17 protein-coding genes, 1 tRNA gene and 1 riboswitch are annotated in these 17,867 nt (G+C 69.4%); of the genes, 11 read left to right on the top strand and 7 right to left on the bottom strand.

Annotated elements, in window-relative coordinates; all coding sequences use genetic code 11:
* Positions 1-3: 3 nt before the first annotated feature.
* From D5041_RS02680 to D5041_RS02670, 3 genes are read right to left on the bottom strand one after another with little or no spacing between them, the layout of a single operon-like run.
* On the bottom strand, positions 4-1,173 hold the full coding sequence (locus D5041_RS02680) for an ABC transporter substrate-binding protein (protein WP_010106418.1): 1,170 nt from the start codon (positions 1,171-1,173) through the stop codon (positions 4-6).
* Between the two features lie 47 nt (positions 1,174-1,220).
* Positions 1,221-2,279, bottom strand: a complete 1,059-nt coding sequence (locus tag D5041_RS02675) for a maleylacetate reductase (RefSeq protein WP_265258737.1) — start codon at positions 2,277-2,279, stop codon at positions 1,221-1,223.
* 11 nt (positions 2,280-2,290) lie between these two features.
* Positions 2,291-3,133, bottom strand: coding sequence for an intradiol ring-cleavage dioxygenase (locus D5041_RS02670; RefSeq protein ID WP_265283826.1), 843 nt, complete (start codon positions 3,131-3,133; stop codon positions 2,291-2,293).
* A gap of 184 nt (positions 3,134-3,317) precedes the next feature.
* Here D5041_RS02670 and D5041_RS02665 point away from each other — a divergent pair, with 184 nt between their 5' ends.
* The gene (locus D5041_RS02665; RefSeq protein ID WP_010106423.1) at positions 3,318-4,247 is read left to right on the top strand and encodes a LysR family transcriptional regulator; all 930 of its coding nucleotides are present in this window, start codon (positions 3,318-3,320) and stop codon (positions 4,245-4,247) included.
* Between the two features lie 31 nt (positions 4,248-4,278).
* Here D5041_RS02665 and thiC read toward each other — a convergent pair whose 3' ends face one another.
* Positions 4,279-6,174, bottom strand: a complete 1,896-nt coding sequence (thiC, locus tag D5041_RS02660; RefSeq protein ID WP_265283824.1) for a phosphomethylpyrimidine synthase ThiC — start codon at positions 6,172-6,174, stop codon at positions 4,279-4,281.
* 78 nt (positions 6,175-6,252) lie between these two features.
* Positions 6,253-6,377: riboswitch (TPP riboswitch) on the bottom strand.
* A gap of 26 nt (positions 6,378-6,403) precedes the next feature.
* Positions 6,404-7,273 carry a bifunctional hydroxymethylpyrimidine kinase/phosphomethylpyrimidine kinase gene (gene thiD, locus D5041_RS02655; protein WP_265258408.1) on the bottom strand — a complete coding sequence of 290 codons (870 nt, stop codon included), beginning with the start codon at positions 7,271-7,273 and terminating at the stop codon, positions 6,404-6,406.
* 161 nt (positions 7,274-7,434) lie between these two features.
* Between thiD and D5041_RS02650 the strand changes: the two genes are divergently transcribed.
* From D5041_RS02650 to D5041_RS02640, 3 genes are read left to right on the top strand one after another with little or no spacing between them, the layout of a single operon-like run.
* Complete coding sequence (locus D5041_RS02650; protein ID WP_265283823.1) at positions 7,435-8,577, top strand: FAD-dependent oxidoreductase; 1,143 nt, start codon at positions 7,435-7,437, stop codon at positions 8,575-8,577.
* Positions 8,574-8,780 (top strand): sulfur carrier protein ThiS, encoded by a 207-nt coding sequence (thiS, locus tag D5041_RS02645; RefSeq protein ID WP_010106429.1) that lies wholly within the window; start codon positions 8,574-8,576, stop codon positions 8,778-8,780. Before D5041_RS02650 ends, thiS begins: the two co-directional genes overlap by 4 nt.
* Positions 8,781-8,791: 11 nt before the next feature.
* On the top strand, positions 8,792-9,601 hold the full coding sequence (locus tag D5041_RS02640; protein ID WP_265283822.1) for a thiazole synthase: 810 nt from the start codon (positions 8,792-8,794) through the stop codon (positions 9,599-9,601).
* 40 nt (positions 9,602-9,641) lie between these two features.
* On the opposite strand, the gene dmeF is transcribed toward D5041_RS02640, so the two are convergent.
* Positions 9,642-10,643: a CDF family Co(II)/Ni(II) efflux transporter DmeF gene (dmeF, locus tag D5041_RS02635; protein WP_265283821.1), complete on the bottom strand. Its 1,002-nt coding sequence runs from the start codon at positions 10,641-10,643 to the stop codon at positions 9,642-9,644.
* 97 nt (positions 10,644-10,740) lie between these two features.
* Positions 10,741-10,814 (bottom strand) — tRNA-Cys (locus D5041_RS02630).
* A gap of 280 nt (positions 10,815-11,094) precedes the next feature.
* Here D5041_RS02630 and D5041_RS21990 point away from each other — a divergent pair.
* From D5041_RS21990 to glyS, 7 genes are all read left to right on the top strand, one after another.
* Positions 11,095-11,244, top strand: coding sequence for a type II toxin-antitoxin system RelE/ParE family toxin (locus D5041_RS21990; protein WP_010106435.1), 150 nt, complete (start codon positions 11,095-11,097; stop codon positions 11,242-11,244).
* Complete coding sequence (locus D5041_RS02620) at positions 11,241-11,546, top strand: addiction module antidote protein (RefSeq protein ID WP_265282194.1); 306 nt, start codon at positions 11,241-11,243, stop codon at positions 11,544-11,546. The genes D5041_RS21990 and D5041_RS02620 overlap by 4 nt, the downstream gene beginning before the upstream one ends.
* Before the next feature lie 81 nt (positions 11,547-11,627).
* Positions 11,628-12,758 carry a glycolate oxidase subunit GlcE gene (glcE, locus tag D5041_RS02615; RefSeq protein WP_265282647.1) on the top strand — a complete coding sequence of 377 codons (1,131 nt, stop codon included), beginning with the start codon at positions 11,628-11,630 and terminating at the stop codon, positions 12,756-12,758.
* 36 nt (positions 12,759-12,794) lie between these two features.
* The gene (gene glcF / locus D5041_RS02610) at positions 12,795-14,093 is read left to right on the top strand and encodes a glycolate oxidase subunit GlcF (RefSeq protein ID WP_265283820.1); all 1,299 of its coding nucleotides are present in this window, start codon (positions 12,795-12,797) and stop codon (positions 14,091-14,093) included.
* A gap of 85 nt (positions 14,094-14,178) precedes the next feature.
* A complete protein-coding gene (locus tag D5041_RS02605) occupies positions 14,179-14,634 on the top strand; it encodes a GyrI-like domain-containing protein (protein ID WP_265283819.1) in 456 nt (151 codons plus the stop codon).
* 130 nt (positions 14,635-14,764) lie between these two features.
* A complete protein-coding gene (gene glyQ / locus D5041_RS02600; RefSeq protein ID WP_265282191.1) occupies positions 14,765-15,679 on the top strand; it encodes a glycine--tRNA ligase subunit alpha in 915 nt (304 codons plus the stop codon).
* A 25-nt stretch (positions 15,680-15,704) separates the two neighbouring features.
* Positions 15,705-17,837: a glycine--tRNA ligase subunit beta gene (gene glyS / locus D5041_RS02595; protein WP_265258416.1), complete on the top strand. Its 2,133-nt coding sequence runs from the start codon at positions 15,705-15,707 to the stop codon at positions 17,835-17,837.
* The last annotated feature ends 30 nt before the right edge of the window (positions 17,838-17,867 follow it).

The following is a 17,867-nucleotide window of genomic DNA, read 5'->3' as shown; positions in this document are numbered from 1 at the left end:
GGCCTACTTGCGCATCTTGCAGGCGCTGGCGTAAACATCGCCGTGCTTGCTGCTGATGCGACTCCCGGTCCTGTTGTAGAGCCGGCCCGACGCGTCGCGGCTCACCGTGCGGATGTGGTAGTCCTGCAGCGGGAACTGATTCGGGCCGAGCATGAAGTCCCCGCGCACGGAGTGGAACTTGGCGTTGGCCAGCGCGTGGCGCAGGCTCGCCGGGTCGTCGACGTTGCCGCCGTTCTCCCGCACTGCGGCGTCCAGCAGCATGATCGCGTCGTACCCGTGCGCGGCGTAGAAGCTGGGCAGGCGCTTGTAGGCCTGCTCGAACGCGGCGACGAAGGCCTTGTTCGCGGCGTTGTCGGTATCGGTGGACCAGGAGCCGGCGTTGACCAGCCCGAGCATGCTCTCGCCCGTGGCCGCGAACAGGTCCTGATCGGACGTGGTCATGGTGGTCAGCAGAATCGACGGGTCCAGATTCGCCGCGCGCAGCTGTTTGATGAAGTTCGCGCCCATGCCGCCAGGCAGAAAGAAGAACACGGCGTCGGGCTTTTGGTCCTTCTGGCGCGCGATCTCCACGGCGAAGTCGAGCTGGCCCAGCTTGGGGTAGGCCTCATCGACGACGTCGCCCTTGTACATGCGTTTGAAGCCGGCAATCGCGTCGCGGCCGGCCGGGTAGTTCGGGGCGATCGTGGTGATCCGCTTGTAGCCCTTGTCCGTTGCGTATTTGCCGGCGGCCTCGTGCACGCTGTCGTTTTGCCAACTCACGTTGAAGAAGCCCGGGTCACATTTCTCACCGGCGTAGGCCGAGGGGCCCGCGTTCGAGCTCAGCACGATGCGCCCGGCCTCCAGCACCACCGGTGCCGCGGTGAGCAGCACGTTGGAGTAGATGATTCCGGTGAGCACCTGCACCTTGTCTTTCCGGACCAGGCGCTCGGCCACCTGTTTGGCAATGCCGGGGTTGAACTGGTCGTCCGCCACCACCAGAGCAGTTGGCTGACCACCGACCTTGCCGCCGAGCTGCTTGACTGCCAGTTCGATGCCGTCGCGCATCTCCACGCCGGGCGCCGCCTGCGCGCCGCTGAGCGTGGTCAGCACACCGATGCGCAACTCGGCCGCGTTCGCGCCCGTGCAAGAGAGGGTCAGCGCCAGAGCAGTCGCCGGGTACAGGAAGGTTTTCATCGGGAAGGGTCCGAACAAGGGTGGGAGGGGTCGCAAGGGGTTGCGCTTCAGGCGGCGACCGGGTCGCCCGACCAGGCCCGGCGCAACAGGCCGCGCAGCGCGTCGCGCTCCAGCGGACGGGGATTCCAATAGGGGTTCTGCAGCGCCAGTTCGAGTGCGCGGTCCAGCCCGGTGGCGTCCATTCCGATATCGCGCAGCGCCATCGGTGCGCCCAGCCGGAGCGCCAGTTCTTGCACGCCGCGGGGGCCGTCCCGGCAGTCGAGCGCGCGTGCGATACGGGCCATGGCCTGCGGCGCGGCCGGCGCGTTGTAGGCCAGTGTGTGGGCCAGCATCACGGCGTGGGTCTGCGCGTGCGGCAGGTGGAAGGCGCCGCCCAACACATGGCACAGCTTGTGGTGCAGCGCCATCCCGGCCTGACCCAGCACGCTGCCGCACAGCCAGGCGCCGTACAGGCAATCGGCGCGCGCGCGCAGTTCGCGCGCGTCGGCAAGCAAACCCGCAAGGCCCTGCGCCAGGGCCCGGATGCCTTCTTCGGCCATCAGGCCAAGGACCGGGTTTCCATCCCGCGCGTACAACCCCTCGGCTGCGTGCGCGATGGCGTTCAGGCCGCTGCTGATGGACAAGGCCAGGGGCAACTCCAGCGTGAGCGTGGGGTCGTACAGCACGGATCGGGGCAGCACCCGCGGATCACGGCCCGTGCGCTTGAGACCGCCTTCGGTCAGGCCGTAGATCGGCGTCATCTCCGAACCGGCGTAGGTCGTGGGCACGGCCACGATGGGCAGGCCCGTCTCCAGCGCGATGGCCTTCGCCAGACCCACGGTGGAGCCGCCGCCGTAGGCCAGCACGCCGTCTGCCGCAGTCTGGACGACAAGCTCGCGGGCACGCGCCACCCCGTCCACGGGCACGTGCATCGCGGCCTGATCGAACAGGCCGGCCGCACGCGGACCCAGGCGGTCGATGAGCGCCAGCGCGGCCGTGCGCTGCCGGGGCGTACACAGCACCAGCGCTTGCGCGATGCCCAACTCTTGCAGTTCGTTGCCGGTCTGCGCGATGCAGCCGTTGGCAAAGCGCACGCGCCCGGGCAGGGACTGGCAGAAGAAGTCCATCGGGGGCTGGATCACACGGCCGCCTTGTTCATGACGAAATCGAAGTCCAGTGTGTAGTGGCGCCCCTCAGGACCGTCGTGCGGCACCCACTCGGCGATCAACGAGGAACGCACACCGAACACGGCGTCGGAATCGAGATAGCGGTCCCCTTCGCGGAACACGTGCGTGACCAGGCTTTCGTAGCCTTCGGCTTCGATCATGAAGTGCAGATGCGCCGGTCGCCACGGATGGCGCCGGGTGGCGCGCAGCAGGGCGCCCACCGGCCCGTCCGCAGGGATCGGGTAGGCCTCGGCCACGACGGTCTTGAAAAAGAACCGCCCCTGTGCGTCGGTGTGCAGTACGCCGCGCGCCTGGTGCTGCGCCAATCCGGGCCGCTGGACGTCGTACAAACCTTGCGCATCGGCTTGCCAAACTTCGATGCGCGCTGCGCCCAGCGCGTCCCCGGCTATGCCCTTGACCGTCCCACGCACCAGGCAGGGCGCGCCCTGGGCGCCATTGGCCACATCCTCGCCATGCGCGTAGTCCGGGGCACCGGCCACGTGGAACGGGCCAAGCACCGTGGCCTGCGTACAGCCAGCGGGCTTGGGGTTATTCATGGCCACCGTCAGCGTCGAAAGCCCCAGCGTGTCGCTGAGCAGAATGAACTCCTGGCGCTTTTCGTCGCACTGCTGGCCAACGGCGGTCAGGAAGCGGATGCCCTCCATCCACTCCGCTTCGCTCAGCCGCGTCTCGCGCGCAAAGGCGTGCAGATGTTGCACCGCATTGGTGAGAATCTCCTGGAGCCGCGGGTCCGGCGTTTGCTCAAAGCCTGCGATGACCGCCTGCGTGATCGTGTCCTGGTCCAAGTTGCGCAAAAGGGTCTCCTGAAGTGTTCGGTGTTTGGCCGAACAGATGGTGAAAACTGTAGCTCTCTGCTGACCGCCGTGGAACCGCCGGCGGCGTAAAACTGTTTTCCACTTGGCGGGGAAAACCTTTGCACTGCGCTGCCCGCCGGCTCACCCCGCGGCATGCGCAGGGCGCGCGACACAGGAGTCTTCAGTGGATCACTGGACCGAAATCGAGCTCTTCGTGCGGATAGCGGAATCGGGCAGCCTCAGCCGGGCTGCAGAGACGCTCGGTCTGTCCAACGCGGCCGCGAGTCGCCACCTGGTTGCGCTGGAAGCGCGGCTCGGCGCCAGGCTGGTCGAGCGCAACACGCGCAGGCTGTACCTCACGGACGTCGGGCAGGCGTTCTTCCAGCGCACCAAGCCCATCCTGCTCGACTTGAAGGACGCCGAGCAGTCCGCGAACGCCGCGTCGCTGAACCCCTCGGGGACGCTGCGCGTGACGGCATCGCTCTCGTTCGCGGTGCAGCATCTGGCGCCGGTGATGCGGGAGTACACGCGCATCTACCCCGAGGTGCGGGTGCACATCGAGGTGGCGAACCGCTATGTGGACATCATCGACCAGAACATCGACGTGGCGATCCGCACGCGCGAGTCCGAGCCGGATTCGAACACCACGATCCGCCGCCTGGCCGAGACCCGCCGCATTCTGGTTGCGTCTCCCGGCTACCTGGCGCAGCATGGCCCGTTGCGCTTACTGGAAGATTTGAGCGCGCACCGACTGCTGATCTATACGTATGCGAACAATCCGAACGAATTGCGCTTCTCGCGCGATGGCCGGACCACGGTGGTACAGGTCCACGGTCTGCTGGAGTCCAACGACGGCCAAGTGCTGCGCGCCGCGGCGCTGGACGGCATGGGCATCCTGATCCAGCCAACCTACATCCTGTACGAAGACATCGTCGCGGGCCGATTGGTCCCGGTACTCGACGCCTGGGATCTGCCGCGCCTCACGATCAACCTGGCGTACCCCAGCCGCAAGTATCTGTCGGCGAGGGTGCGCAGCTTCATCGATTTCTTCGCCGCGCATTTTTGCAAGATGGACTATGAGCGCAAGTGGACGGCGCGCTTTGGTGCCCGCTGAGGGCGGCCTCCCGGGCCGCCGGCAGCGGCGCTCATTCAACGGGTGTCAGCGGCACGTAGAGTTCACCGCCCTGGCGCCGGAACTCCTGCGCCTTGGTCTCCAGGCCCAGGGCCTGCGCGCGCTCCTCGGACAGGCCCTGCTGCGCGGCGAATTCACGCACCTCGCGGGTGATCTTCATGGAGCAGAACTTGGGGCCGCACATCGAGCAGAAATGCGCCACCTTGGCCGAATCCTTGGGCAGGGTTTCGTCGTGGAACTGCCTGGCCGTGTCCGGGTCCAGCCCGAGGTTGAATTGATCCTCCCAGCGGAAATCGAAGCGCGCCTGGCTCAGCGCGTCGTCGCGCGCGCGCGCGCCCGGATGCCCCTTGGCCACGTCGGCCGCGTGCGCCGCAATCCGGTAGGCCATGATGCCCTGCCGGACGTCGTCGCGGTTGGGCAGGCCCAGATGCTCCTTGGGCGTCACGTAGCACAGCATGGCCGTTCCCATCCAGCCGATCATGGCCGCGCCGATGGCGCTGGCAATATGGTCGTAGCCCGGGGCGATGTCGATGGTCAGCGGCCCCAGGGTGTAGAACGGCGCCTCGTGGCAGGTCTTGAGCTGCTCGCTCATGTTCGCCGCGATCATGTGCATGGGCACGTGGCCCGGGCCCTCGATCATGGTCTGCACGTCGTGCTGCCAGGCCAGCCGGGTCAGCTCGCCCAGCGTGTGCAGTTCGGCGAACTGTGCCTCGTCGTTGGCGTCCGACGCGCAGCCGGGGCGCAGGCCATCGCCCAGGCTGAACGACACGTCGTAGGCCTTCATGATGTCGCAGATGTCCTCGAAATGCGCGTACAGAAAGCTCTCGCGGTGGTGCGCCATGCACCACTTGGCCATGATCGAGCCGCCGCGCGAGACGATGCCCGTGCGCCGCTGCGCCGTCAGGTGGATGTACGCCAGGCGCAGGCCCGCGTGGATGGTGAAGTAGTCCACGCCCTGTTCGGCCTGCTCGATCAGCGTGTCGCGAAAGATCGCCCAGCTCAGGTCCTCGGCCACGCCGCCCACCTTCTCCAGCGCCTGGTAAATCGGCACCGTGCCGATGGGCACGGGCGAGTTGCGCACGATCCAGTCGCGTGTGGTGTGGATGCTCCTGCCGGTGGACAGGTCCATCACGGTGTCTGCGCCCCAGCGGATCGCCCACACGAGCTTTTCGACCTCCTCCTCGATTCCCGAGGTGACGGCCGAGTTGCCGATGTTGGCGTTGATCTTCACCTTGAAGTTGCGCCCGATGGCCATGGGCTCGATCTCGGGGTGGTTGATGTTCGCCGGGATGATCGCGCGGCCGCGTGCCACCTCGTCGCGCACGAATTCGGGCGTGAAGATTTCCGGGATGCCGGCGCCCATCGGATTGCCCATCAGGCGTCGCTCGCGGTCTGCGTCGGCCAGGTACTGCGCCATCCATTCGCGCTTGCCGTTCTCGCGGATCGCCACGTATTCCATCTCGGGCGTGACGATGCCCTTTCTGGCGTAGTGCATCTGCGTGACGTTCGCGCCGGCCCGGGCGCGCAGGGGCCGGCGCTGCAAGGCGGCGGCGTCGCTGCGCAGCCGGGCCAGGCGGGCAGCGTCTTCGCTCTTTTGGCCGTCGTCGAGAGCCACCGGGGGGCGGCCCGCGTAGGGCTCGACGTCGCCGCGACCGGCGATCCAGTCCGCGCGCAGGCTGGCCAGGCCCTGGCGCACGTCGATCGCGGCCTGCGCGTCGGTGTAGGGGCCGGAACTGTCGTACACGCTGACCTGCTCGCCGTTGGTCAGCGCAATGTCGCGCACCGGCACGCGCAGGTCGGCGTGCAGACGGCCGGGGATATAGGCCTTGCGGGACGCGGGAAAGGGCTCGCGCGTGCGCGCGAGCAACTCGGCAAACTTCTCGCCAACGAGGGGGTCAGGGGCATTCATGGGGCAGGTCTCCAGGTTCCGGGGTGACTCGGGTACTGCTCCGGAATGGACCTGCGCCGCCCTGCGGCTGCGCGGGCTGCCAGGGCATGCGGCTCTTCTTTCGCCGGTATGAACCGGATCAAGTTCGGCGGGTTCGCAGGGCCAGCCGAATTTCTTCGGCCGCCTTGCATCTCAGCGCTTGACGCACACCCCGGAGCAGGGGCGAAGTATAGGCCAGCCGGGAAAAATATCAGCGCCTGTCGGTGACGAAACTTTGCTGCGCCACGGGGGCGTAGCCGTGGTTCAGCGGACCATGGCCATGCCCCGTGGTCACGTCCGCGCCTGCGGCGATGGCTCCCAGGAGATAGGCGCGCGCCCGCTCCAGCGCCTGCGTCAGCGGCAGGCCCAGCGCCAGGTGCGCGGCCATCGCGGACGACAGGGTGCACCCCGTGCCGTGGCCGTTGCGCGTGGCGATGCGCGCGGATTGCAGGCGGCGGACGAGCACCGGGTCGCCCTGCAGCGCGAGCACGTCCACCACCGGATCGCCCGGCAAATGCCCGCCCTTGAGCAGCGCCGCCCGCGCGCCCAGGCGCAGCAGGTCGCGTGCGGCCTGCTCCAGCGCGGACGCGTCTGCGATGCTGCGGCCAAGCAGCCAGCCGGCCTCGTCCAAGTTGGGGGTCACCACCTCGGCCAGCGGAAACAGCTCGCGCACCAGCAGGTCCACCGTTTCTTCGGCAATCAGGCGGTCGCCGCTGGTGGCCACCATGACCGGATCGAGCACCACGTGCGGCAGCGCGCCGGTGCGGATGGCGTCGGCCACCACGCGCACCACCTCGGGCGAGTGCAGCATGCCGATCTTCACGGCGTCCACGCCGATGTCCTGCACGACGGCGTCGATCTGGGCCCGGAGCATCTCCGGCGGGACGCCGTGGATGCCTGTGACGCCGCAGGTGTTCTGCGCCGTGATCGCCGTGATCGCCGTCATGCCATAGCAGCCCAGCGCGCTGAAGGTCTTGAGGTCGGCCTGGATTCCCGCCCCCCCGCTGCTGTCGGATCCGGCAATGGAGAGCACGCGGGCGTAGCGGCGCTGCGCGCGCGGCTGGGGGGGCGGCAAAGTCATGGCGAAAATTATGGCGCATGCGGCCCCGCATGCGGCCCGCAGGGGATGTGCTGTAATCGGCGCCTGGCTCCCCGGAGCCCGCGCGGTGCCGGCCGCGTGTGGCGCGTCTCCGGCAACGGCGCCGCCTCTCGTCCACTGCCGCCGGCGCACGCACAGGACCCATGTCACTTCGACCCTCTTCTTTTGCCATTCTGGGCGCAGGCCTCATGGGTCGGCTGCTGGCCGTGGAACTGGCCCGCCAGGGCCATCGGGTCGACGTTTTCGACGCCGGCAGCGCCGCCGCCGAACATTCGGCCGCCAGGGTGGCCGCCGCCATGCTCGCGCCGTTGGCGGAGTCGGCGATCACCACGCCGGGGGTGGTGCGCATGGGGCGGCACGCCCTCGGCCGCTGGCCGCAATTGCTCGCAGCGCTCGCCGACCCGGTTTTCTTTCAGCAAGCCGGCACCCTGGTCGTATGGCACCGCCAGGACGCGGCCGAAGCCCGGCGCTTCACGCGCCAGCTCGAAGCCTGCCAGCGCCTCCTGCCCGAACTGCCCGCCCTGCGGCGGCTCGACGGCCAGGCCCTGGCGCAGGCCGAACCCGCGCTCGCCGACCGCTTTGCCCAGGGCCTGTACCTGCCCGGCGAAGGCCAGTTGGACAACCGCCAACTGCTCGCCGCGCTGGCCACGCAGCTGGAGCGGCTCGCGGTGCGCGTGCACTGGCACACGCCGCAATCGCCCGCGGGTCTTGCGCCCGGCGCTGCGGGCCAGCCCGACTGGGTGCTCGACTGCCGCGGCCTGGGCGCCAAGGCCGAATGGCCCGCGCTGCGCGGCGTGCGCGGCGAGGTGGCGCGCGTCCACGCACCCGATGTCACGCTGCAGCGCCCGACACGGCTGCTTCATCCGCGCTACCCGATCTACATCGCGCCCAAGGAGGAGCATCTGTTCGTGATCGGCGCGACCGAGATCGAATCGGACGAGCTCTCGCCCGCCAGCGTGCGCTCGACCCTGGAACTGCTGAGCGCGGCCTACGCCGTGCACCCGGGTTTTGCGGAGGGCCGCATCCTGGAACTCGCCGTGCAGTGCCGCCCCGCGCTGCCGGACAATCTGCCGGCGATCCGCCAGCCGCGCAAGGGCGTGCTGGAGATCAACGGCCTGTACCGCCACGGTTTCATGATTGCCCCGGCCTTGCTGGACGTGACCCTGGAACTGCTGAACACGGGACAATCGGCGCTTGCGCAAGATTTCGATCTGGCGCTCGCGCCTGCCCCCGGCCCGGCGCAGCCGCCCGCGCGGCGGCGTGACATGGACATGACACAGGCATGAACGTCTTCATCAACCAGACCCCGCACGAATTGCCCGAAGGGCCCGAAGGCGCCACCGTGGCTGACGCCGTGGCGGCGATGGCCGCGCGCGCGCCGTTTGCCGTGGCCGTGAACACCCGCTTCGTGCCCCGGGCCGACTACGCCACGCAGCGCTTGCAGCCGGGCGACCGCGTGGAAATCATCTCCCCCGTCACCGGCGGCTGAGCCCCCTTGCCATGACACTGCATGCCCCCCCCGATCCCCTGGTCCTGTACGGCCAAACCTTCGCCAGCCGTCTGCTGCTGGGCAGCTCGCGCTACCCCTCTCCCGCCGTGCTCGAGGCCGCCGTGCGGCGGGCGCAGCCGGCCATGGTCACGGCCGCGCTGCGCCGCCAGGGCAGCCACCCCGGCGCGAGCGGCGGCGGCTTCTGGGAACTGCTGCGCGCGCTCGGCGTTCCCGTGCTGCCGAACACGGCGGGCTGCCACGGCGTGCAGGAGGCGATCACCACCGCGCAGATGGCGCGCGAGCTGTTCAACACCTCGTGGATCAAGCTGGAACTGATCGGCGACGACTACACCCTGCAGCCCGACACGCTGAACCTGGTGGACGCCGCCGGGCGGCTCATCCGGGACGGATTCCAGGTGCTGCCCTATTGCACCGAGGACTTGGTGCTGTGCCAGCGGCTGGTGGATGTGGGCTGCCAGGCGGTCATGCCCTGGGCCGCGCCCATCGGCACCGGGCGCGGCCCCGCCAACCCCTATGCGCTGCAAACGCTGCGCGAACGCCTGGCGGTGCCGATGCTGGTGGACGCCGGGCTGGGCCTGCCCTCGCACGCCTGCCAGGTGATGGAGTGGGGCTACGACGGCGTGCTGCTGAACACGGCGGTCGCGCTGGCGCAGGACCCCGCCGCCATGGCCGGGGCGTTTGCCGACGCCGTGCGCGCCGGGCGTGCGGCGCGCCAGGCCGGCGCCATGGCCGCGCAAGACGCGGCCCAGCCGAGCACGCCGGTGCTGGGAACCCCTTTCTGGCACCACGCCCCGGCGTAGTGCGCGCTGCCTCGCAGAGAGCGGCGCAGCCAGGGCCGTTTCAGCCGTGCGCGCCCGGGCTGCGGCAGGCCGTGCAGTGGTGGATCTCCACCGTGGGGTGGTGGATCGCGTCGATTCCCGCGAGGGCGGCCTTGTACATGGCGGGAGAAGCGGGCGCATGGCAGACGACCGAAGCGACCAGGGTCCAGGCGTCGTGCCCCACCGACCACAGATGCAGATCGGCGACACGGCCGCCGGCGACCGACTCCAGGCGCTCCCTGACCACGGTGCGCAATTCGGCGGGGGCCTGGGCGTCGAGCAGGACGCTGATCGTCTGGCGCAGCAGCCCCCGGCTCCAGCGCAGGATCACCAGGGACGTCACCAGGGCGATCGCCGGGTCCAGCCAGCGCCAACCCCACAGCCAGGCCCCGAGCAGACCGAGGATGGCGGCGACCGAGGTGGCGGCGTCGGCCAGCACGTGCAGCAGCGCCGCGCGCAAGTTGTGATCTCCATGGCCATGGGCATGGCCGTGGTGGTGCGCATGGGGATTCCCTGGAGCATGATCCGGGTGGTGCCTGCCCACCCCCGCCAGCAGCCAGACCGACAGCAGGTTCACCACCAGGCCGACGGCGGCCACCGCCATCGCCTCCAGCGCTTGCAGCGGCTCGGCGTAGAACAGGCGCCGCGCCGATTCCAGCACCAGCCAGAGGGTGGACAGGCCCAGCAGCAGGGCGCTGGTGTAGGCGGCCAAATCGTTGATCTTGCCGCTGCCCAGGCTGAGGCGGCGGTCGCGCGCGTGGCGCCGCGTCAGGTAATAGGCTGCGGACGCGAGTCCCAGGGCGACGGCGTGGCCACCCATGTGAATGCCATCGGCCAACAGCGCCATGGAGCCGGTCCACAGCCCCGCTGCCACCTCGACCAGCATCACCAGGCAGGTGATGGCCGCCACCACCAGGGTGCGCGTCTCGGCCCGCTGGCGCGTCCCCTGACCGAAGCCGTGGTCGTGTCCGAGTCCCGCCATGGTGGTGCAGGGCGGGGCCGGCTGAATGGAAACGGATGCCATCGTGCATATCTCCTTGCCAAAGCAGCTGGCCAGGCCCACGCGGTGCGGCCGCGGCACGTGGCCCATGCCGAGGAAGTCAGGCGACTGCCATGCATCTTGGAGGCGCGGTCCGGAGTCGAACCGGACTGACCGGATTTGCAATCCGGGGCATAACCGCTTTGCTACCGCGCCAAGAAGCCAGGACAAGGATTTCCGCATTTCCCTCGCCCCGAACAGGGACGCGATTATGTCCTGTTTTCAGCCGCTTACCAAAAGACTCTGCGGTTGACGCCCCATCAGGCTGTCAACTATAGTTGGCATGTGGTCGAGATCATCAAAACCGACCTTTTCGATCGCTGGCTTGTCGGTCTCCGCGACCGGCAGGCACGCGCGAAGATCGAAGTGCGCATCCGTCGATTGAGCCTTGGGGAACCCGGGCGACGCAAGGCCGGTAGGCGAAGGCGTGTCGGAGATGCGGATCGACTACGGCCCCGGCTACCGGGTCTATTTCAAGCAGCACGGCCGCGTGATGGTGCTGCTGCTTTGTGGAGGAGACAAGGGCAGCCAGGACCGGGACATAGCCTTGGCAAAGACCATTGCAGCGCAATGGAAGGAGCAATGACGATGGACGTGAAATTTAGCCGCTACGACACGGCGGACTACCTCAGGACCGGGGACGACATTGCTGCCTATCTGGATGCCGTGATGGAGGATGGCGATCCAGCGTTGGTCGCGGCGGCGCTCGGTGACGTGGCGCGGGCAAGAAACCTCAGCCAGCTTGCGCGCGACGTCGGAATGAGCCGCCAAGGGTTGGACAAGGCGCTCTCCGGTGCCGGTAACCCGAGCCTTGCAACGGTGCTGAAGGTCGCCCAGGCGCTTGGCCTGCGCCTTGCATTCAAGCCGACGCACGTGGCCCCGCCGTAGCCCGGCACAGAGCCCCAGTACGTCGAACGCTTGACTGCACAGACGGCCCATGCGGCCCGCGGCTACCGCTACGATGCGGGCATGGATTCCTTTCTTGCCCCGATGGTCGATCAGGTGCGTGCGGCAGTCGCCGACCGGGCCCCGCTGCGCATCCGCGGCGGGGGCAGCAAGGACTTTCATGGCCTGGCGCTGCAGGGCCAGGTGCTGGACACCCGGGCCCTGCGCGGCATCGTCAGCTACGCGCCCAGCGAGTTGGTGGTCAGCGTGCGCGCGGGCACGCCGCTGGCCGAACTCGAGGCCGCGCTGGCCGAACAAGGGCAATGCCTGCCGTTCGAGCCGCCGCATTTCGCGCACAGCGCGACGGATGGCGCGACCGTCGGCGGAATGGTCGCGGCCGGCCTGTCCGGCCCCTCCCGGGCCAGCGTGGGGGCGGTGCGCGACTACCTGCTGGGTGCCACGCTGCTCAATGGCCGCGCCGAGCTGTTGACCTTTGGCGGCCAGGTGATGAAGAACGTCGCGGGGTACGACGTGTCGCGCCTGATGGTCGGCGCCTGGGGCACGCTGGGCCTGCTCACCGAGCTCAGCCTCAAGGTGCTGCCGATCGCGCCCGGCGAGGCCACGCTGCGCCTTGCCTGCAACCAGGCCGACGCGTTGCGTCAACTGCATGCCTGGGGCGGCGAGGCGCTGGCGCTCAACGCCAGCTGCTGGGTGCCGGACGCAGCAGGTGCGGGCCAGCTGTGCGTGCGCCTGCGTGGCGCCGTGGCAGCCGTCGAGTCCGCATGCCGGGCCATGGGCGGCACCCGCATCGACCCGTCCCGCGCCGCCGCCGACTGGGCCGCCTGCCGCGACCAGACCCTGCCCTGGTTCAGCGCCCGCGCCGCACACCCCGAGCTGGCGCTGTGGCGCCTGTCCGTACCCGCCACGACCCCGGCCAGGACCTGGCCCGGGGCGCACGCGCAGCCGCTGGTGGAATGGCATGGCGCGCTGCGCTGGGTGCAGGCCCCCGAGTCCGCGGGCACGGCCTTGCGCGAGGCGGCCCGTGCCGCCGGCGGGAGCGCCGGCATCTTCATCGCAGCCAGCGCGGACAAATCCGGCGCCAGCGGCGCGCTCGACCTGCCGTCGAAAGCGCTGGAGCAGATCCACTCCCGGCTCAAGCGCAGCTTTGACCCGGCCGGCGTCTTCAACCCCGGCCGCATGGCCCGGGGCTGGTAGCGTGCCATTTCCTGTCCCGGATTCTTCGCCAGCCCCATGCAAACCCGACTCGCCCCCGAATACCGCGCCCGTGCCGACGGCCTGCAGGCCGAAGCCATCCTGCGCCAATGCGTGCACTGCGGTTTTTGCACCGCCACCTGCCCCACCTACCAGCTGCTCGGCGACGAGCTCGACGGTCCGCGCGGGCGCATCTACCTGATCAAACAAGTGCTCGAAGGCCAGGCCCCGAGCCGCAAGACGCAGCTGCACCTGGACCGCTGCCTGACCTGCCGCAACTGCGAAACCACCTGCCCCAGCGGCGTGCAATACGGCCATCTGCTGGACATAGGCCGCACCATCGTCGCCGAAAAAGTGCCCCGCCCGCCGGGCGAGCGGGCGCTGCGCTGGGTGTTGAAGGAGGGCCTGCCCTCGCCCCTGTTCGCGCCCGCGATCAGGGCCGGGCAGCGGCTGCGCGGACTGCTGCCCGCAGCGCTCCAGGCCAAGCTGCCCAAAGCGCAAGACGCCGGCACCTGGCCCACGCGCGAACATGCGCGCCGGGTGCTGCTGCTGGCCGGCTGCGTGCAGCCCGCGCTGCTGCCGAATATCAACAGCGCCACCGCCCGGGTGCTCGACGCCGCAGGCATGCAGACCATGGTCGCCGCGCGGGCCGGTTGCTGCGGCGCGCTGAAACTCCATCTCGACGACGCGCAAGGCGCCCGGGCCGCGATGCGCACGAACATCGACGCCTGGTGGCCGCAGCTGGAGTCCGGCCGCGCAGAGGCCATCGTCAGCAACGCCTCGGGCTGCGGCCTCACCATCAAGGAGTACGGCCATACCCTCAGGGACGACCCGCAGTACGCCGCCAAGGCGCAGCGCATCAGCGCCCTGGCGCGCGACCTGTCGGAACTGCTGCCCGAGTTGGCCGACCGGCTCGCGGGCCGCGTGCGGCCCCCGGACGGACGCTACGCCTACCACCCGCCGTGCACGCTGCAACATGGGCAAAAGCTGCGCGGCGGGGTCGAGACCCACTTGGCGCAACTGGGCTTCCAACTGCGCCCGGCGCCCGGCGAGGCGCAGCTGTGCTGCGGATCGGCAGGCACCTACTCGGTGCTGCAACCCCAGCTGTCGCAGCAGCTGCGCGAGCGCAAACTCGGCGCCCTGGGCCAGGCCTTTGGCGCCCAGGCGCCCGACGCCATCCTGTCGGCGAACATCGGTTGCATCACGCACCTGCAAAGCGGCACCAGCACGCCGGTCAGGCATTGGGTGGAGGTGCTGGATGAGGCGCTGCAGGGTTTCGCAGAGCCCACCTTGCAGCGGCCTCTGGCCCGGGGGGAGCGCAGCCGCGAACGCGGGTGATACGCTACGGGCAGCACGCTGTCAGCCGGCAGCGTGCTGCCCACCACCAGCACGGTGGATGAACATCTTTTTGTGAGTGACCGACATGCCACCTGTTTCTCTCCACATTCCGGCCTTTCGCGTTGCCGGCATGGCTGTGCGTACCCGCAACTGCGACGAGATGGATCCTGCGACCGCGCGCATTGGCGGTCTATGGAAGCGGTTCTACAGCCAGCGCCCTTCCGGTGGCGACGAGCGCATCTTCGGCGTCTACAGCGCCTACGAATCCGATCAGTACGGCGCCTTTGACCTCACCGTGGGCGTTCTGGTGCCGTCCGACGGCGCGGCGGGCGAGCCCGGCGCTGCGCAGGTGGAGGTCCAGGCGGGCGACTACCTGGTCTTCAGGGGCCAGGGCAGCATGCCGCAGACGGTGATCGGGACCTGGAACGAGGTCTGGCGCTACTTCGACGACAACCCCCAGGTGCAACGCCGCTTCGGCACCGACTTCGAGGCCCATGCAGGTCCGGACATGGTGGACATCCACATTGGCGTGCGGGGCTGAGTTTGCGCCCGGGGCCGGCCGCAGCGCCGTAGAATCGCCGGCTTGGCGCGCAAGGTCCGCCTTCTTGCAGCGCCTCTTTTCCTCTCTCCCCTGAATCGCCCGGCCCTGGCCCGCCAGCGTCGCAGACGCCATGTTGACCTTCCAGCAAATCATCCTGAAGTTGCAGTCCTACTGGGACGCGCAGGGCTGCGCCCTGTTGCAGCCCTATGACATGGAGGTGGGCGCGGGCACCTCGCACACCGCGACCTTTTTGCGCGCCATCGGCCCCGAGCCCTGGAAGGCTGCCTACGTGCAGCCCAGCCGCCGGCCCAAGGACGGCCGCTACGGCGAGAACCCGAACCGCCTGCAGCATTACTACCAGTTCCAGGTGGTGCTCAAGCCCGCGCCGGCGGACATTCTGGATCTGTACCTGGGCTCGCTGCAGGCGCTGGGCCTGGACCTGAAGAGGAACGACGTCCGCTTCGTCGAAGACGACTGGGAGAACCCCACGCTGGGCGCCTGGGGCCTGGGCTGGGAGGTCTGGCTCAACGGCATGGAGGTGACGCAGTTCACCTACTTTCAGCAGGTCGGCGGAATCGACTGCAAGCCTGCAACGGGCGAGATCACGTACGGCCTGGAGCGCCTGGCGATGTACCTGCAGGGCGTGGACAACGTCTACGACCTGACCTGGACGCAGGGCGCCGGCGGTGCCCGGCTGAGCTACGGCGACGTGTACCGGCAAAACGAGGTCGAGCAGTCCGCGTACAACTTCGCGCACAGCGACGCGGACTTCCTGTTTTCCGCATTCGACGCGCACGAAAGGCAGGCCCGGCACCTCGTCGAGCAGCAACTCGCGCTGCCCGCTTACGAGCAGGTGCTCAAGGCCGCGCACAGCTTCAACCTGCTGGACGCGCGCGGCGCCATCAGCGTGACCGAGCGCGCGGCCTTCATCGCCCGCATCCGCAACCTGGCGCGCGCCGTGGCGCAGAGCTACTGCGCGAGCCGCGAGCGCCTGGGTTTCCCCATGGCGCCGCGTGCCTGGGTGGAACGCATGGCCGCCGCCTGAGCAGCAGACCCGGAGCCCCTGAACGATGACAGTCGAAAATCTTTTGGTCGAACTGCTGGTGGAGGAGCTGCCCCCGAAGGCGCTGCGGCAGCTGGGCGACGCGTTTGCCAGCGTGCTCGGCGCGCAGCTTGAGGCGCAGGGCCTGACCAGCGCCGCGTCCGCCGTGACGCCGTTTGCCTCGCCGCGGCGCCTGGCGGCGCACGTGAGCGCCGTCTCCGACAAGGCCGCGGACAGGGCCGTGCGGCAAAAGCTGATGCCCGTCGCCGTGGGCCTGGACGCCGAAGGCAACGCCACGCCGGCGCTGCTCAGGAAGCTGCAGGCGCTGGGCGCCGACCTGTCCGACCCGGCCGCCGCCGTGGCCGCGCTCGGGCGCGCACCCGACGGCAGGGCCGAGGCCCTGTTCCACGACAGCATCGTCGCCGGCGCGACGCTGCAGGCGGGCCTGCAAAGGGCGCTCCATGAAGCCATCACCAAGCTGCCCATCCCCAAGGTGATGAGCTACCAGCTGGCGCGCGACTGCGAACTGCCCGGCTGGACCAGCGTGCAGTTCGTGCGCCCCGCGCATGGCCTGGTGGCGCTGCACGGCAGCACGGTGGTTCCCGTGACCGCGCTGGGCCTGCGCGCCGGCCGCAGCACGCAGGGCCACCGCTTCGAAGCCGCCGTCACGCCCGTGGTGCTGGCGGACGCCGACAGCTACGCCGCCACGCTGCGCAAGGACGGCGCCGTGATCGCCAGCTTTGCCGAGCGCCGGGCCGAGGTCGCGCGCCAGCTGGCCGCCGTCGCCGCGCAGGCGGGCGGCGGCGCGCGCGCCATCGCGGACGATGCGCTGCTCGACGAGGTCACGGCGCTGGTCGAGCGCCCGAACGTGCTCCTGTGCGCGTTCGAGCCGCAGTTTCTCGAAGTGCCGCAGGAATGCCTGATCCTGACGATGCAGGCGAACCAGAAGTACTTCCCGCTGCTCGACGCCGCAGGCAGGCTGAGCAACCGCTTCCTGGTGGTGAGCAATATCTGCCCGCAGGACGCCAGCCTGGTGACCGGCGGCAACGAGCGCGTGGTGCGCCCGCGCCTGGCCGACGCCAAGTTCTTCTTCGAGCAGGACCGCAGGAAGACGCTGGCCTCGCGCGTCGAAAGCCTGGACAAGGTGGTCTACCACAACCAGCTGGGAACGCAGCGCGAACGCACGCAGCGCGTGCGCGCCCTGGTGCAGGCGATCGCCCGGCAACTGGGCGACGCGGCGCTGGCCGCGCAGGCCGACTTGGCCGCGCTGCTGGCCAAGACCGACCTCGTGACCGACATGGTGGGCGAGTTCCCCGAGTTGCAAGGCACCATGGGGCGCTACTACGCGCTCAACGACGGCCTCGATGGGGCGGTTGCCGACGCCATCGAGGACCACTACAAGCCCCGTTTTGCGGGCGACAGCCTGCCGCGCAACCTGCCGGGCGTGGTGCTGGCGTTGGCCGACAAGCTGGAAACCCTGGTCGGCATGTTCGGCATCGGCAAGCTGCCCACGGGCGAGCGCGACCCGTTCGCGCTGCGCCGCCATGCGCTGGGCGTGATCCGCATGCTCGTCGAGAAGGATCTGCCGCTGGACCTGAACGCCCTGCTGGCGGACGCGCTGCCCGCGTTCGGCGACAAAATCACCGACCCCTCGGCCGCGCTCGCCGACTTCATTTACGAGCGCCTCGCCGGCAGCCTGCGCGAGCAGGGCTACAGCGCGCAGGAGGTCGACGCCGTGCTCGCGCTGCGCCCGCAGCGCCTGGCGCTGGTCGCCAGGCAGCTCGCCGCCGTGCGCGCCTTTGCCGCGCTGCCCGAGAGCCCGGCCCTGGCCGCGGCGAACAAGCGCGTGGCGAACATCCTCAAGAAGGCGGGCGACGTGGACGCCCACGTGAATCCCGACCTGCTGCAGGAAAAGGCCGAGCAGGACCTGTACGCCGCGCTGCAGCGCTTCGTTCCCGAGGCCGACGCGCAGTTCGACGCGGGCGACTACACCGCCAGCCTGCAAACCCTGGCCGTGCTGCGCGCGCCGGTGGACGCGTTCTTTGACGATGTGATGGTCAACGCCGAGCAGATGGACCTGCGGCTCAACCGCCAGGGGCTGCTCAAGAGCCTGCACGGCGCGATGAACCGCGTGGCGGACCTGTCGCGCCTGGCAATATGAGCCCGCTGCCGGATCGGTGCAGCAGCCCAA

This window comes from Verminephrobacter aporrectodeae subsp. tuberculatae, assembly GCF_026127385.1.
Taxonomy (GTDB): domain Bacteria; phylum Pseudomonadota; class Gammaproteobacteria; order Burkholderiales; family Burkholderiaceae_C; genus Acidovorax; species Acidovorax aporrectodeae.
Note: the sequence above shows the minus strand (reverse complement) of the source record. Positions and strands in the feature narration are given on the sequence as shown.

What these genes read in the sequence shown, in the direction of transcription:
- D5041_RS02680 (WP_010106418.1), bottom strand. Translation starts at nt 1,173, where the DNA reads ATGAAAACCTTCCTGTACCCGGCGACTGCTCTGGCGCTGACCCTCTCT.
- D5041_RS02675 (WP_265258737.1), bottom strand. Translation starts at nt 2,279, where the DNA reads ATGGACTTCTTCTGCCAGTCCCTGCCCGGGCGCGTGCGCTTTGCCAAC.
- thiC (WP_265283824.1), bottom strand. Translation starts at nt 6,174, where the DNA reads ATGAATGCCCCTGACCCCCTCGTTGGCGAGAAGTTTGCCGAGTTGCTC.
- thiD (WP_265258408.1), bottom strand. Translation starts at nt 7,273, where the DNA reads ATGACTTTGCCGCCCCCCCAGCCGCGCGCGCAGCGCCGCTACGCCCGC.
- D5041_RS02650 (WP_265283823.1), top strand. Translation starts at nt 7,435, where the DNA reads ATGTCACTTCGACCCTCTTCTTTTGCCATTCTGGGCGCAGGCCTCATG.
- thiS (WP_010106429.1), top strand. Translation starts at nt 8,574, where the DNA reads ATGAACGTCTTCATCAACCAGACCCCGCACGAATTGCCCGAAGGGCCC.
- D5041_RS02640 (WP_265283822.1), top strand. Translation starts at nt 8,792, where the DNA reads ATGACACTGCATGCCCCCCCCGATCCCCTGGTCCTGTACGGCCAAACC.
- dmeF (WP_265283821.1), bottom strand. Translation starts at nt 10,643, where the DNA reads ATGGCATCCGTTTCCATTCAGCCGGCCCCGCCCTGCACCACCATGGCG.
- D5041_RS21990 (WP_010106435.1), top strand. Translation starts at nt 11,095, where the DNA reads ATGCGGATCGACTACGGCCCCGGCTACCGGGTCTATTTCAAGCAGCAC.
- D5041_RS02620 (WP_265282194.1), top strand. Translation starts at nt 11,241, where the DNA reads ATGACGATGGACGTGAAATTTAGCCGCTACGACACGGCGGACTACCTC.
- glcE (WP_265282647.1), top strand. Translation starts at nt 11,628, where the DNA reads ATGGATTCCTTTCTTGCCCCGATGGTCGATCAGGTGCGTGCGGCAGTC.
- glcF (WP_265283820.1), top strand. Translation starts at nt 12,795, where the DNA reads ATGCAAACCCGACTCGCCCCCGAATACCGCGCCCGTGCCGACGGCCTG.
- D5041_RS02605 (WP_265283819.1), top strand. Translation starts at nt 14,179, where the DNA reads ATGCCACCTGTTTCTCTCCACATTCCGGCCTTTCGCGTTGCCGGCATG.
- glyQ (WP_265282191.1), top strand. Translation starts at nt 14,765, where the DNA reads ATGTTGACCTTCCAGCAAATCATCCTGAAGTTGCAGTCCTACTGGGAC.
- glyS (WP_265258416.1), top strand. Translation starts at nt 15,705, where the DNA reads ATGACAGTCGAAAATCTTTTGGTCGAACTGCTGGTGGAGGAGCTGCCC.